This window comes from Methylogaea oryzae (assembly GCF_019669985.1).
In the GTDB taxonomy this organism is placed as follows: Bacteria; Pseudomonadota; Gammaproteobacteria; order Methylococcales; family Methylococcaceae; genus Methylogaea; species Methylogaea oryzae.
The window spans coordinates 3,050,233-3,063,651 of sequence record NZ_AP019782.1 but is presented as its reverse complement, the minus strand read 5'-3'; the positions used below and the strand labels follow the sequence as shown (position 1 = coordinate 3,063,651).

Genomic DNA, 13,419 nt, shown 5'->3' with positions numbered 1-13,419 from the left:
GTCGGAAAGGCGACAAGCGATTCGGCGATGGCGACGGCTTTGGGCCGATGGCCCGCCCCTTGCATCGGCGCTAGGCAATGAGGCGGGACAGATCGCCGTTACGGCGCTGGAAGCCCGGCTCTGTCGGGTTTGTTGCATCGGGCGTTAATTCAGGGGATCGCATGAAAGAACCAACGCAGGGCGAACGCACCAAAGGGGAGCGGCAGGCCGATACGGCCGATTGCGCCGGCATCGCCGAGTCCTTCGGTTTGCCCCCCTGCTTATTCGTGCAGGCGGTGGAGCAATCGCCGCTGGCCATTTCCATTACCGACGCCAAGGCCAACATCCTTTACGTCAATCCGGCCTTTTGCCAAGTGACCGGCTACGGCGCCGAAGAAGCGGTGGGACGCAACGAATCCATGTTGTCCGACCGGCGCACGCCGCAGCACGTTTACGAGGACCTATGGGAAACCTTGATGAGCCGCCAGGTGTGGCGCGGCCGGCTGATCAACCGCCACCGGGACGGCAAGCCTTATTTGGCCGACCTCACCATCGCGCCGGTGCGCGACGAGGCCGGCAAGGGCCTCCATTACCTGGGCATCCACCGGGACGTGACCGAACTGCACGGCCTGGAGCAGACCGTGCGCAACCAGAAGGTGCTGATCGAAGCGGTCATCGATTCCTTGCCCATGGCGGCGGTGCTGCTGGACGAGGAGGATAAGGTGGTGCTGGACAACAACGCCTATAAGGCCCTAGTCAGCGATCTGGGGGCTCGCGAGCCGGTGCGGCTGTTCCTGGAGCGCTTGCGCGGCGACGACTGGGACAAGCTGCGCCATGCCGGCCAGGCTTTCCGCGACCGGGAGGTGCGCGTCGAACCCAGCGGCGGCCGGCCGAGCCGCTGGTATGCCTGCGCCGGCACCTGGTTCGTCAACGGCGACGACAGCGTCGGCGCCTTTTTCCGCCGCCAGAAGCAAACCTATTTGTTGCTGGTGCTGAGCGACATCAGCCGGATCAAGCGCCAGCAGGAATCCCTGCGCCTCAGCGCCATCAAGGCCATCACCGCCGAGGAGGAAAAGCTCGGCAGCCTGCGGGAAACCCTGTCCGCCGCCATTCACCAGATGCAGGGGCCGATGAACATGCTGGCGGCGGTGAAGGGCATGCTGGAACGGCGCGGCGATCCCGCGAACCAGTTCAACGGATTAGGCGGCGTCATCGACGTGCTGCGGCAGGTGCTGGAGCAGGGCGAGCGTTCCGTCGCCACCTTGTCCGCTTGCCTGCCGGAAAGCGACGGCGGCGCTTTCGCCGTGGTGGACCTGAACCAAGTGCTGGTAGACGTGATCCAGTTGGAGACGCAGCGGCTGCTGGCTGGCGGCATCGTGGTGGACTGGAATCCCGCGGCGCAAACGCCGCGGGTGCTGGGCGCGGAAAACCGCCTGCGCTCCCTGTTCAAGCAATTGCTGGACAACGCCATCGAAGCCATGAACCGCGCCGGCGGGAAACCGCGGGAGCTGCGTCTGGGAACCGCGGTGGACGGCGACGTGGTGCGCGCCTGGGTGGAGGACAGCGGTTCCGGCATCGCGCCGGAGCTGGCCGTCAAAGTGTTCGAGCCGTTTTTCACCACCAAGCAGGGCGGCCGGCGGGCCGGCATGGGGCTGGCTTTGGCCCAGGACGTGGTGAACCAGCACGGCGGCATGATCCGCGTCGATCCGGATTACGACCGGGGTTGCCGCATGGAGTTGCGCTTTTCCCTGGCGGGGGCTCAAACATTAACCGAGACGGCGATTTCCCATGGCTGAGCGCAACGCTTTAGTGGAAAAAGAACTGGACGCCCTCTATCGGGTCAGCCAAGTGTTGAGCAGCGCCCAGGAATTGAAGCGCAAGCTGCACGGCGTATTGGACGAGCTGCACGACCACGCCGACATGCGCTGCGGCATGATCGCGCTGCGCGATCCGGACAGCGACGCCCTGTCGGTATGCACGGTACGGCGCGACGACGGCGCCGACAATCCCCGCGAAGCGATTCGCTACGAAGCGGGCGAAGGCGTCATGGGCACGGTGCTGGACGCCGGCCACACCGTGGTGGTGGAGCGCATCGCCGACGAGCCGCGTTTCCTCGGCCGCATGGGCCTGTACGAACCGGAGCTGCCTTTCATCGGCGCGCCGATCCGCTACGGCAACGACGAACTGGTGGGCGTGCTGGCGGCCCAGCCTTTGGACGCCCAGCTGCTGGGCGAGCGAGCGCGCTTCCTGGAAATGGTCGCCAACCTCATCGCCCAGAGCGTCGGCGCCCTGCGCGGCCTGGAGCAGCGCCAGCAGGCCCTGGTGAGCGAAAACGACCATCTGCGCCAAAGCCTGCGCAAGAACTACGGCCTGGACAACATCGTCGGCCACACCCCGGCCATGCATAAAGTGTTCGAGCTGGTGCGGCAGGTGGCGAAATGGAACACCACCGTGCTGATCCGCGGCGAGTCCGGCACCGGCAAGGAGCTGATCGCCAACGCCATCCACTACAACTCGGCCCGCGCCTCCGGCCCCTTCGTCAAGCTCAACTGCGCCGCCTTGCCGGACAACCTGCTGGAGTCGGAACTGTTCGGCCACGAAAAAGGCGCCTTCAGCGGTGCGCTCAGCCAGCGCAAGGGCCGCTTCGAAGCGGCCAACAACGGCACGCTGTTTCTGGACGAAATCGGCGAAGTGTCGCCCGCCTTCCAGGCCAAGCTGCTGCGCGTGCTGCAGGAAGGCGAATTCGAGCGGGTGGGCAGCAGCCACACGCTGAAGGTGAACGTGCGCGTCATCGCCGCCACCAACCGCAACCTGGAAGACGAAGTGGCCGAGGGCAATTTCCGCGAGGACTTGTTCTATCGCCTCAACGTGATGCCTATCTACACCCCGGCCCTGCGCGAACGCCTGGAAGACATACCGGCCCTGGCGAAATTTCTGCTGGAGCGCATTTCCAAGCAACAGGGCGGACGCAAACTGGAACTGAAGGAAAGCGCCGCCCGCATGCTGCTGCGCCACGACTGGCCGGGCAACGTGCGCGAACTGGAAAACACCCTGGAACGCGCCGCCATCCTCAGCCCCGACGGCGTCATCGACCAACTGGTGATGGCGCAAACCGGTCTGGAGGAAGCCATGCCGCTACGCCCCGTCTCGGCGGTGGCCGACATCGATTACACCGACGAATCCATCGACGAACGGGAAAGGGTCATCGCCGCCCTGGAACGTTGCGGCTGGGTGCAGGCCAAGGCCGCGAGATTGCTCAACATGACGCCAAGGCAGATCGCCTATCGGGTGAGGATTTTGAATATTCCGATCAAGCAGATTTGAGGAAGGTGCGAGGCGATAGCCGTATTGCGCCGAATGTAGAGTGTTCATGCGGCGCAATACGCGGAGGACCGCTATTGCGCCCTATGTCAAATGCGGGTTACGAGTTGCAATGTAAAAGCCCCGGCGGGACAATCCCGCCGGGGCTTTTGAGGTTCACGGATTATGCGCTGAATCGGCGGGGGCGGTGTGTGTTCGCCTCAACAAAGGGTGAGGCCTTACAGCAACTTCACCAGCGTGGCCACGGCGCCCACGGCCACCACCATCAAGCCGCCCAGTTTGATGACCATGCGTTGCTCCATTTCGCGCATGTCGCGGCGCAGCAACTCGACTTCCCGCCCCAGGTCTTCTTTTGTGACCAAGTCCTTCAAGTTCACTTCCAGCACCTCGGCCAGGGCCTCGGCTTCCGCTTCGGCCTGGGCGGGCAGGATACCGGCGTCCTTCAGCCGCTTGGCGAACTTCAATGTATCGAATGCGATGGTTGCCATGGGTGTTCCTCCTGCTTTCAGTCTACCACGGACGTAAAGAGGCATTGGCGCTTCCAATTCGTAGCCATGCGGGGTGCGCACCGCTTTATCCCTCCCGGCTGCGGCCTTTGTTTTTCTTGCTGCGGTACATGGCGGTGTCGGCGTGGTGTACGAGGGACGGGGCGTCGATACCGTCGTCCGGATAGATGCTTACGCCGGCGCTGACGCCGATGGTGATGTCGTGGCCGTCGATGCGGCAGGGAGCGCAGATCGAGTCGACGGTTTTTTTCAGTACGTTGTCGACGGATTGCCGGTCGCTGATTTCGTCCAGCAGGATGACGAATTCGTCGCCGCCCAGGCGCGTGACGGTGTCCGCGCCGCGGACGTTCATGCTCAGCCGGGCGGCCACTTCCTGCAGGAGCTTGTCGCCCACCTCGTGGCCGTAGCGATCGTTGACCGGCTTGAAGTCGTTGAGGTCGAAAAACAGCACGGCGAACCGGCGCCGATGGCGCGCGGCGTGTTTGATGGCTTGCGTGATGCGATCGTTGAACAACACGCGGTTGGGCAGGCCGGTCAGCGTGTCGTGATGGGCCAGATGGCGGAGCTGTTCTTCTTCCGCCTTGCGTTCGGAAATGTCCGAGAGTATGGCCACGTAATGGCTTATTTGGCCGGCGGCGTCTTTCACCGCGCTGATGCTGGCCCTCACCGGCAGCAATGTGCCGTTTTTCATGCGGTCGACGATATCCCCCTGCCAATGGCCGTTTTCCTGGAGGGAATGCCGCATGTCCTGGTATTGCTTGGCCGTGGTATAGCCGGATTGCAGGATTTTCGGCGTTTTTCCTTTCAGCTCCTCCTCGTCGTAGCCGGTCATGCCGCATAGGGCGCGATTGGCGGACACGATGCGCATGGCCGGGTCGGTGATGAGGATGCCGTCGTTGCTGGCGGCGAAAACCGTCGCGGCCAGTTTCAATTGTTCCTTGGATTTTTTGCGCTCGCTCAAATCCATGATGAAGGCGACGCCTTGCTCTTGGTCGTTGTCGAGCAAGGATGCGCCGACATAGATCGGAACGAGGTGGCCGTCCTTGTGGGTTACGGCTTTTTCGTAGGGTTCGCAGCGGCCGTGGAGCGCCAGTTCCTCGACGGCTTGCGCATCCCTGGGGCGGAATTCGTCCGGGGTTATCTTGCGCCAGTCGATTTTCTTTTCCGTCAGGTCCGAGCGGCTGTAGCCGATCATGTCCAGGAAGATGTCGTTGGCTTCGTCGATCAGGCCGTTCATCCGCCAGGAGACGATGCCGATGGTGTTGGAGTCTTTGAGGCTGCGGAAGCGCGACTCGCTGGCGATGAGCTCGCGCTCCGATTTGGCGATCCTGCGGATGATCTGGTGGCTGACGTAAATGGCGATGCCGACGAAAACCCCCAGCATCGCCACGCTCACCGTCCATACGGCGGCCCTGACCCAGCGCGCGCCTTCGCCCAGGGTGGTGGAAAAGCCGTTTTCCAATTGGAGCAGTTCGTCGTTGAGGACTTGCAGCCGGGCCCGCAAGGCGGCGACGCGTTCCGGCCGGCCTCCCGTCGCGACGATTTCCTGTCTGAGTTCCCGTCCCGTCGCAACCAGGCTTTCGATGGCGTGGTCGGCGCTGCGCCAAATGGCGATGGCGTCGCGCATGTAGGAAACGTTCTGGAAGTTGAGGAAAAACCAGATCATCGATCCCACGTCGTTGGGGTCGTTGTTGCCTTGCAGGAAGCCTTGATAGGCGGCGGCTTCGTCGGGCGGGTTTTCGTCCAGCGCCAGCCTGGCTTGCCTGTCGCCCAGGGTGACTTGCACCGAGTTTTGGTGGGCGAGGAAGTCGGATTCCAAGTGGCTGTAGGAATAGCGCTCCAGATAGAGCACCGCGTCCTTTTGCGCCTTGGCCCACAAACCTTCGCCGCGAACGTAGGCGCGCACGCCGTCGAAAATGTTCGCCTGCAAGTAAATCGCGCTTTCCATGAGTATGGAAATCACCACGAACAGCGAAACGATGAAGATGACTTTTCCCCGGCTGGAAAAATCCGGCGTATTGGCGGGGGCGGTTCTTGAGCGGGGTAGGTCCATCTCTGATGGCGGATTGGCGGTAATGAATCGTTGTTGTCGGTCGTTCCAATCGTTGGCCGCGAACGGCGGCTCTGTTTGGGATGGGCGTGGCATGCGAACGAAGATCGCTCCGCACGCGGGAATGCGGAGTCGTCGGCAAGGCCGTTCCGGACGGCTCGGCGCGGGACGCTCAGTGGAATCGTTGCCCGCTGGAATCTTAAACCCTACGGTTGCGGTAGGTAAATACCGGGGCGTTTGCTGGCGGGGGAGGCGGTCGGAGCCGCAGGGGGCGGGGCCGTGACCGGTTTCACGCCGCGCTGGGCGAACCGTGGGGCGGAATTTCCATGAAATTTGTGTCGTTAAGGCAACAGCCGCTCCGGGCTATGTCGCCTTTGCAACGAGTCGGCCGGTTACGTTTCTATGAAAAAACTAGCGAAAAATCATTGGCTTGCGTTGCTATTGTGGATTGGCACCGCCTTTGCAAAAGGACATTCGGACCGTTCCACAATCCACCGAATCCAATCGCACTCTAGGAGGAACCCATGGCCAAATTACGTCAATGCGCCATTTACGGCAAAGGCGGTATCGGCAAGTCTACCACCACGCAAAACCTGGTGGCCGCACTGGCCGAAGCCGGCAAGAAAGTCATGATCGTCGGCTGCGACCCGAAGGCCGACTCCACCCGTTTGATCCTGCACGCCAAGGCGCAGAACTCCATCATGCAAATGGCCGCCGACGCGGGCAGCGTGGAGGACCTGGAGCTGGAAGACGTGCTCAAGGTCGGCTACGGCAACGTCAAATGCGTGGAATCCGGCGGCCCTGAGCCGGGCGTCGGCTGCGCCGGCCGCGGCGTGATCACCGCCATCAACTTCCTGGAAGAAGAAGGCGCCTACGAGGAAGACCTGGACTTCGTGTTCTACGACGTACTGGGCGACGTGGTGTGCGGCGGTTTCGCCATGCCCATCCGCGAAAACAAGGCCCAGGAAATCTACATCGTCTGCTCCGGCGAAATGATGGCCATGTACGCCGCCAACAACATCGCCAAGGGCATCGTGAAGTACGCCAACTCCGGCGGCGTGCGTCTGGCCGGCCTGATCTGCAACTCCCGCCAGTGCGCCCGCGAAGACGAGCTCATCATGGAGCTGGCCCGCCGTTTGGGCACCCAGATGATCCACTTCGTGCCGCGCGACAACGTGGTACAGCGCGCCGAAATCCGCCGCATGACGGTGATCGAGTATGAGCCGGCCGCCAAGCAGGCCGACGAGTACCGCTCCCTGGCCAGCAAGATCATCGACAACAAAAACCTGGTCATCCCGACGCCCATCACCATGGACGAGCTGGAAGACCTGTTGATGGAATTCGGCATCATGGAAGAAGTGGACGAAAGCATCGTCGGCAAGTCGGCGGCCGACGAGGCCGTGGCGGCTTAAAGCCGCGCCTGGACCGGCGGGGCTACGGCTCCGCCGCCGGCAAAGGGACCGGGGTGTGCGGATTGGCTCCCCCGGCCTGAATCCGATTCCATTAGGAGAAACATCATGGCAGCTTTAACCCGCGAGGAAACCGAAGCCCTCATCCAGGAGGTGCTGGAGGTTTATCCCGAAAAAGCCAAGAAAGACCGCGCCAAGCACTTGGCGGTCAACGACCCCTCGGTCGAAAAGTCCAGCAAGTGCATCACTTCCAACCGCAAGTCCTTGCCGGGCGTGATGACCATCCGCGGTTGCGCCTACGCCGGTTCCAAGGGCGTGGTGTGGGGTCCCATCAAGGACATGATCCACATCTCCCACGGCCCGGTGGGCTGCGGCCAGTACTCCCGCGCCGGCCGCCGCAACTATTACATCGGCACCACCGGCGTGAACACCTTCGTCACCATGAACTTCACCTCGGACTTCCAGGAGAAGGACATCGTGTTCGGCGGCGACAAGAAGCTGGCCAAGCTGATCACTGAAGTGGAACAGCTGTTCCCGCTGCACAAAGGCATTTCCGTGCAGTCCGAATGCCCCATCGGCCTCATCGGCGACGACATCGAAGCCGTGTCCAAGAAGGCCGCCAAGGAAATCGAAAAGCCGGTGGTGCCGGTGCGCTGCGAAGGCTTCCGCGGCGTGTCCCAATCCTTGGGCCATCACATCGCCAACGACGCGGTGCGCGACTGGGTGCTGGGCAACCGCGACGGCGACGAGAGCTTCGAAACCACCCCCTATGACGTGGCGGTGATCGGCGACTACAACATCGGCGGCGACGCCTGGGCTTCCCGCACCCTGCTGGAAGAAATGGGCCTGCGCGTGGTGGCGCAGTGGTCCGGCGACGGCACGCTGTCGGAAATCGAGCTGACGCCGAAAGTGAAGCTCAACCTCATCCACTGCTACCGGTCGATGAACTACATCGCCCGCCACATGGAGGAGAAGTATTCGATTCCCTGGATCGAATACAACTTCTTCGGCCCCACCAAGATCGCCGAATCCCTGCGCAAAATCGCTGCGCACTTCGACGACAAGATCAAGGAAGGCGCCGAAAAGGTCATCGCCCGCTACACCGCGGAATACGAAGCGGTCATCGCCAAGTACAAGCCGCGTTTGCAGGGCAAGAAAGTCATGCTCTACATCGGCGGCCTGCGTCCGCGCCACGTGATCGGCGCCTACGAAGACCTGGGTATGGAAGTGGTCGGCACGGGCTACGAATTCGCCCACAACGACGACTATGACCGCACCATCAAGGAAATGGGCAATGCCACGTTGCTCTATGACGACGTGACCGGCTACGAATTCGAAGAGTTCGTGAAAAAGATCCAGCCGGACCTGATCGGCTCGGGCATCAAGGAAAAGTACATCTTCCAGAAGATGGGCGTGCCGTTCCGCCAGATGCACAGCTGGGACTACTCCGGCCCGTACCACGGCTACGACGGCTTCGCCATCTTCGCCCGCGATATGGACATGACCATCAACAATCCGTGCTGGAAGCAGATCAGCGCCCCTTGGAAAAAGGCGGCGACCGAAGCGACCGCGCAGCGGGTGGCGGCGGGAGCGTGATCGCAATGTAGGGTGGGTTTCAAGCAGCCTTAATTATTCCGCTTTGCGGCGGCTGTGGCGCGTTTCAGGATAGCGTTGAGTTGCAAAAGGAGTTTTCCGCGCGCCGTAACCCACCGGCCGGCGCCGAATGGTGGGTTACGGCGCGCGCCAAGGCCATGAGTGAATTGGAGCTTGGCGCCTGGCGCACCTAACCCACCCTACGAGTGACGTGTTCGGCGGTGCCGACACCGAATCAACCCTTGTTGCGTCGTCCACGGATTAGTGGCGCGCAAAGGAGCATTACCATGAGTCAGTCAGTCGAGAACATCAAACCCAGCTATCCGCTGTTCCGCGACCAGGAATACAAAGACAACCTGGCGGAGAAGCGGGCGCTGTACGAAGAGCGTCATCCGGACGAGAAAATCGAAGAAGTGTTCCAGTGGACCACTTCCAAGGAATACCAGGAGCTCAACTTCCAGCGCGAAGCGCTCACCGTCAACCCGGCCAAGGCCTGCCAACCCCTGGGCGCCGTGCTGTGCTCCTTGGGCTTCGAGAAGACCTTGCCCTATGTGCACGGTTCGCAAGGCTGCGTGGCCTATTTCCGCACCTACTTCAACCGCCACTTCAAGGAGCCCGTCTCCTGCGTGTCCGACTCCATGACGGAAGACGCGGCGGTGTTCGGCGGCCAGAAGAACATGTTCGACGGGCTGGCCAACGCCAAGGCCATGTACAAGCCGGACATGATCGCGGTGTCCACCACCTGCATGGCGGAAGTGATCGGCGACGACCTCAACGCCTTCATCAACAACTCGAAGAAGGAAGGGCACATCCCCGACGACTACCCGGTGCCCTTCGCTCACACGCCCAGCTTCGTCGGCAGCCATACCACCGGCTGGGACAATATGTTCGAAGGCATCGCCCGCTACTTCACCCTCAACCACATGGAGGACAAGGCGCCGGGCAAGAACGGCAAGCTCAACCTGGTGCCGGGCTTCGAGACCTATCTGGGCAACTACCGCGTCATGCACCGCATGCTCAACGAAATGGGCGTGGAACATACCCTGCTGAGCGACCCTACGGAAGTGCTGGACACCCCGGCCGACGGCCAGTTCCGCATGTATGCCGGCGGCACGACCATGGACGAGATCAAGGACGCGCCCAACGCCATCACCACGGTGTTGTTGCAGCCCTGGCATTTGGAGAAGACTAAGAAGTTCGTGGAAGGCACTTGGAATCACGACATTCCCAAGCTCAACATCCCCATGGGCCTGGAATGGACCGACGAATTCCTGATGAAGGTATCGGAACTGACCGGCAAGCCGATTCCCGCTTCCCTGGAAGTGGAGCGCGGCCGCTTGGTTGACGCCATGACCGACTCCCACGCCTGGCTGCACGGCAAGAAATTCGCCCTGTGGGGCGATCCGGACTTCGTTATGGGCATGGTCAAGTTCCTGCTGGAACTGGGCGCGGAGCCGACCCACATCCTTTGCCACAACGCCAACAAGCGTTGGAAGAAGGCGGTGGAGAAGATCCTGGAAGAATCGCCCTACGGCGTGAACGGCAAGGTGTACTTGGGCAACGACCTGTGGCACATGCGCTCCCTGGTGTTCACCGACAAGCCGGATTTCATGATCGGCAACAGCTACGGCAAGTTCATCCAGCGCGACACGCTGTACAAGGGCGCAGAGTTCGAGGTGCCGCTGATCCGCATCGGCTTCCCGATCTTCGACCGCCACCACCTGCATCGCATGACCACCCTGGGCTACGAGGGCGCGTTCTACATCCTCACCACCCTGGTCAACGCCGTGCTGGAACGCCTGGACGACGAAACCCGCGGCATGGGCACCACGGACTACAACTACGACCTCGTGAGGTAGTTCCATCCTCGTCCCCTCTCCCCCAGGGAGAGGGATAGGGTGAGGGGTGTTAAGCGGCCTTTTCCTTATGGCTAGAAACGCTTTGTTTAGCCACGGCTGTTTGATCTCCCTCGCCCCAACCGGCTACGCCCCCCTCGCTTCGCTCTCCCCACAGGGAGAGGGACTTTTCGGAAGGAGAACCTCATGCCCGAAGTCATGATTCGCAAAGACGCCAGCGACAAGCTGATCTTCTACATCCCGAAGAAGGATTTGGAAGAAACCATCGAATCGCTGGAATTCGACAGCGCCGACCAGTGGGGCGGCAACGTCACCTTGGGCGACGGCCAACGGTTCTTCATCGAGCCCCTGCCGGCACCGCCCAAATTGCCCATTACCCTGCGCGCCAAGCGCGCCGCTACGGAGGATTGAACCATGGCCATGTATATCGTTGCCGAAGAATGCATTTCCTGCGGCGATTGCGAACCGGTCTGCCCGACTTCGTCCATCACCGAAGGCAAGGTGACTTTCAAAATCGACAAGGCCTCTTGCACGGAGTGCGAGGGCGTCTACAAGAAGCCCAAGTGCGTGGAAGTCTGCCCTGTGGACGGCTGCATCCTGCATTTGGCGGCTTGAGCCGTTTTTCCGAACCCCACTCCCGCTGGCGGGAGTGGGGTAGGGGATAGGGTGGCTTACCGGAACCGGATACAGCCGCCGTCTGTCCCAACGCAAATTTCGGAGGTGTCCCATGTCCGCCCAAGAACCCCTGTCCCGCGATCTGGCCCTGCGCATCGGCTTGGCCGCGCGGGTATTGCCCGACGTGAATCCCCGGCAGTTGCTGGATTTGCTCATCGAAAAACTGGGCGCGCCCCTCACGGCGGAAAAGCTGGCCCAGGTGACCGTCACCCAGCTAAAAACCGGCTTCGCCAGCCCCGACGGCGAAGAAGACACCGAACACGTGGAAACCATCGCCATCCCCCAATACAAGGAAGCGGTACGCATCCTGTGGGGCGAAGCCGACGATGCCGATTTGCCGCCGATCCAGGCCTATGCCGAGGGCGAGATGCCCGGTTCGGTGCGCGTGGCGGTGGCGTCCAACGTCGGCGAGGAAGCCGACGGCCATTTCGGCTCCTGTCTGCGCTTCCTGGTGTACCAAGTCAGCCGCGACGAAAGCCGCTTGATCGACCTGCGCTCCACGGTGGGCGCCGACCAATCCGACGACCGCAACGCCTATCGCGCCAACCTGATCAAGGACTGCCAGGTGCTGTACGTGGTGTCGGTGGGCGGGCCGGCCGCCGCCAAGGTGGTCAAGGCCGGCATTTATCCCATCAAGCTCAACCAGGAAGAGCCGGCGCCCCAGGTCATCGCCAAGCTGCAAACGGTGCTGGCCGGCTCGCCGCCGCCCTGGCTGGCGAAAATCATGGGCGCGACGCCCGAGCAGCGGGTGCGCTTCGCCGCGGAGGCCGAGGAGGACGCCGCATGATCGCCGACGAATTGCTGCGGTCCGTGGCCGATCGGGTGGAAAGCGCCGGCCCCGGCGAAGCGGTGCTGGCCGAACTGCGCGGCACATACCCCGGCGTGCATTTCTCCTATTGCATGGACGACGACGTGGGCGGCGTCGAGCCGGTTTTACGGAAGCAGTCGTTCAATCTATATCTGGTCGACGGCCGGGATCACTGCCTGAAGCTGACCGGCGATGCCGCAGCGGCCACCGGTTTGCTGGTGGCCGAGTTGGTCGACGAGGCGTGAGGACGGCGGCCATGACCATGACTGCAACCATATTAGACGGCCAGCAAGTCGCTCGCCTTTGTCGGGAAACGGCGCCCGGTGCCGACGACAGCCTGTTGATCGAGCGATTGCAGCAGGCGCAACCGGACAGTCCGGTGCAATTGGCGCGGGTTGGCCATGAATGGTACCGCCTTGGCGGTGTCATCGACCGGGACGGCAAGCGGCTGGCCCACGATTTGATGGAGTGGTCGGAGCGCGCGTTTTTGGAATGCGGCCAGAATCTGCAAACCCTGGTGCGCCATTGCCGGGAACAGCGCCTGGTGGCCACCCTGCAACGGGGGATGACTTTGTATATCACGGTGCGTACCGGCGATCGCGCCCAGGACTTCGTGCAAATCGAGGTCGATCGCACCCAAGAGCTGGCCGACCGGTATGTGGTGGATCCGCAGGAGGCGCCCGGCGATTTGGAAGAATTGGTGGATCCCTTGGAGCCGGCTCGGGTCACACCCTATGCGGTGGCGCCGCCCCGTTACACCTACCGGCGCAAGACCGATGTGGCGCTGTTTCTTGCCGAGCTGGCGGTGCACCGAGCCGACCCCCATCCGGTCCAGCGTTTCATCGACGACTGGAACCGCTCCAGCGCAGGCCAGAGCGGCACGGCGTTTTGCCGGCAATGGACTTTGCGTCTTTCCCAACTCGTCGGCCGCCATAACGAACGCATCATGAACGTGGAAGTGGTGGCGACCAGCGAGACCGGGCCGGCCCATCTCAACGACGTGGCGCCGGTCAGGGGCAAGGCGCTAGCCAGTTTGCTGAGCCGCTTCGACGCCGACGCGGGGTATCCGTTCGCCTGGTTCTTCCACATGCTGAAAGGCTGCGGCGTGTCTCCCCACATCGGCGACGCGGTCGTGCGCGACCTCGGTCGCGATTATGCCTATCTGCCGGCCAAAGATGCCCAGGTGCTCACGGATTGGGCGTCGGCTCCCTACTTCGCTTGA

At 62.3% G+C, this 13,419-nt stretch carries 12 protein-coding genes; 10 read left to right on the top strand and 2 right to left on the bottom strand.

The features are described from left to right. Positions 1-161 precede the first annotated feature (161 nt). Together nifL and nifA are read left to right on the top strand one after the other, a co-directional pair. Positions 162-1,775 carry a nitrogen fixation negative regulator NifL gene (nifL, locus tag K5607_RS13420; RefSeq protein WP_082411351.1) on the top strand — a complete coding sequence of 538 codons (1,614 nt, stop codon included), beginning with the start codon at positions 162-164 and terminating at the stop codon, positions 1,773-1,775. Continuing rightward, positions 1,768-3,303 carry a nif-specific transcriptional activator NifA gene (gene nifA / locus K5607_RS13415; RefSeq protein WP_221047316.1) on the top strand — a complete coding sequence of 512 codons (1,536 nt, stop codon included), beginning with the start codon at positions 1,768-1,770 and terminating at the stop codon, positions 3,301-3,303. The genes nifL and nifA overlap by 8 nt, the downstream gene beginning before the upstream one ends. 215 nt (positions 3,304-3,518) lie before the next feature. Here nifA and K5607_RS13410 read toward each other — a convergent pair whose 3' ends face one another. Together K5607_RS13410 and K5607_RS13405 are read right to left on the bottom strand one after the other, a co-directional pair. After that, a complete protein-coding gene (locus K5607_RS13410; protein WP_054772837.1) occupies positions 3,519-3,788 on the bottom strand; it encodes a DUF1640 domain-containing protein in 270 nt (89 codons plus the stop codon). 85 nt (positions 3,789-3,873) lie between these two features. Then, positions 3,874-5,859 carry a sensor domain-containing diguanylate cyclase gene (locus K5607_RS13405; RefSeq protein ID WP_221047315.1) on the bottom strand — a complete coding sequence of 662 codons (1,986 nt, stop codon included), beginning with the start codon at positions 5,857-5,859 and terminating at the stop codon, positions 3,874-3,876. Between the two features lie 521 nt (positions 5,860-6,380). Between K5607_RS13405 and nifH the strand changes: the two genes are divergently transcribed. The 8 genes from nifH (at position 6,381) to K5607_RS13365 (ending at position 13,419) form a co-directional block, all read left to right on the top strand. Further along, positions 6,381-7,268 carry a nitrogenase iron protein gene (gene nifH, locus K5607_RS13400; RefSeq protein WP_054772838.1) on the top strand — a complete coding sequence of 296 codons (888 nt, stop codon included), beginning with the start codon at positions 6,381-6,383 and terminating at the stop codon, positions 7,266-7,268. A gap of 105 nt (positions 7,269-7,373) precedes the next feature. Further along, complete coding sequence (nifD, locus tag K5607_RS13395; RefSeq protein ID WP_054772839.1) at positions 7,374-8,861, top strand: nitrogenase molybdenum-iron protein alpha chain; 1,488 nt, start codon at positions 7,374-7,376, stop codon at positions 8,859-8,861. Positions 8,862-9,145: 284 nt separating this feature from the next. After that, positions 9,146-10,717, top strand: a complete 1,572-nt coding sequence (nifK, locus tag K5607_RS13390) for a nitrogenase molybdenum-iron protein subunit beta (protein ID WP_221047314.1) — start codon at positions 9,146-9,148, stop codon at positions 10,715-10,717. A gap of 183 nt (positions 10,718-10,900) precedes the next feature. Continuing rightward, a complete protein-coding gene (nifT, locus tag K5607_RS13385; protein ID WP_054772840.1) occupies positions 10,901-11,125 on the top strand; it encodes a putative nitrogen fixation protein NifT in 225 nt (74 codons plus the stop codon). 3 nt (positions 11,126-11,128) lie between these two features. After that, positions 11,129-11,329, top strand: coding sequence for a 4Fe-4S dicluster domain-containing protein (locus K5607_RS13380; protein WP_054772841.1), 201 nt, complete (start codon positions 11,129-11,131; stop codon positions 11,327-11,329). Between the two features lie 112 nt (positions 11,330-11,441). Then, positions 11,442-12,176, top strand: coding sequence for a dinitrogenase iron-molybdenum cofactor biosynthesis protein (locus K5607_RS13375; RefSeq protein WP_054772842.1), 735 nt, complete (start codon positions 11,442-11,444; stop codon positions 12,174-12,176). Further along, positions 12,173-12,442 (top strand): DUF6129 family protein, encoded by a 270-nt coding sequence (locus tag K5607_RS13370; protein WP_054772843.1) that lies wholly within the window; start codon positions 12,173-12,175, stop codon positions 12,440-12,442. Before K5607_RS13375 ends, K5607_RS13370 begins: the two co-directional genes overlap by 4 nt. Before the next feature lie 11 nt (positions 12,443-12,453). Next, the gene (locus K5607_RS13365) at positions 12,454-13,419 is read left to right on the top strand and encodes a hypothetical protein (RefSeq protein WP_054772844.1); all 966 of its coding nucleotides are present in this window, start codon (positions 12,454-12,456) and stop codon (positions 13,417-13,419) included.

Bases quoted from the DNA above. Each gene is read 5' to 3' on its own strand.
- nifL (WP_082411351.1), top strand. From the start codon at position 162: ATGAAAGAACCAACGCAGGGCGAACGCACCAAAGGGGAGCGGCAGGCC.
- nifA (WP_221047316.1), top strand. From the start codon at position 1,768: ATGGCTGAGCGCAACGCTTTAGTGGAAAAAGAACTGGACGCCCTCTAT.
- K5607_RS13410 (WP_054772837.1), bottom strand. From the start codon at position 3,788: ATGGCAACCATCGCATTCGATACATTGAAGTTCGCCAAGCGGCTGAAG.
- K5607_RS13405 (WP_221047315.1), bottom strand. From the start codon at position 5,859: ATGGACCTACCCCGCTCAAGAACCGCCCCCGCCAATACGCCGGATTTT.
- nifH (WP_054772838.1), top strand. From the start codon at position 6,381: ATGGCCAAATTACGTCAATGCGCCATTTACGGCAAAGGCGGTATCGGC.
- nifD (WP_054772839.1), top strand. From the start codon at position 7,374: ATGGCAGCTTTAACCCGCGAGGAAACCGAAGCCCTCATCCAGGAGGTG.
- nifK (WP_221047314.1), top strand. From the start codon at position 9,146: ATGAGTCAGTCAGTCGAGAACATCAAACCCAGCTATCCGCTGTTCCGC.
- nifT (WP_054772840.1), top strand. From the start codon at position 10,901: ATGCCCGAAGTCATGATTCGCAAAGACGCCAGCGACAAGCTGATCTTC.
- K5607_RS13380 (WP_054772841.1), top strand. From the start codon at position 11,129: ATGGCCATGTATATCGTTGCCGAAGAATGCATTTCCTGCGGCGATTGC.
- K5607_RS13375 (WP_054772842.1), top strand. From the start codon at position 11,442: ATGTCCGCCCAAGAACCCCTGTCCCGCGATCTGGCCCTGCGCATCGGC.
- K5607_RS13370 (WP_054772843.1), top strand. From the start codon at position 12,173: ATGATCGCCGACGAATTGCTGCGGTCCGTGGCCGATCGGGTGGAAAGC.
- K5607_RS13365 (WP_054772844.1), top strand. From the start codon at position 12,454: ATGACCATGACTGCAACCATATTAGACGGCCAGCAAGTCGCTCGCCTT.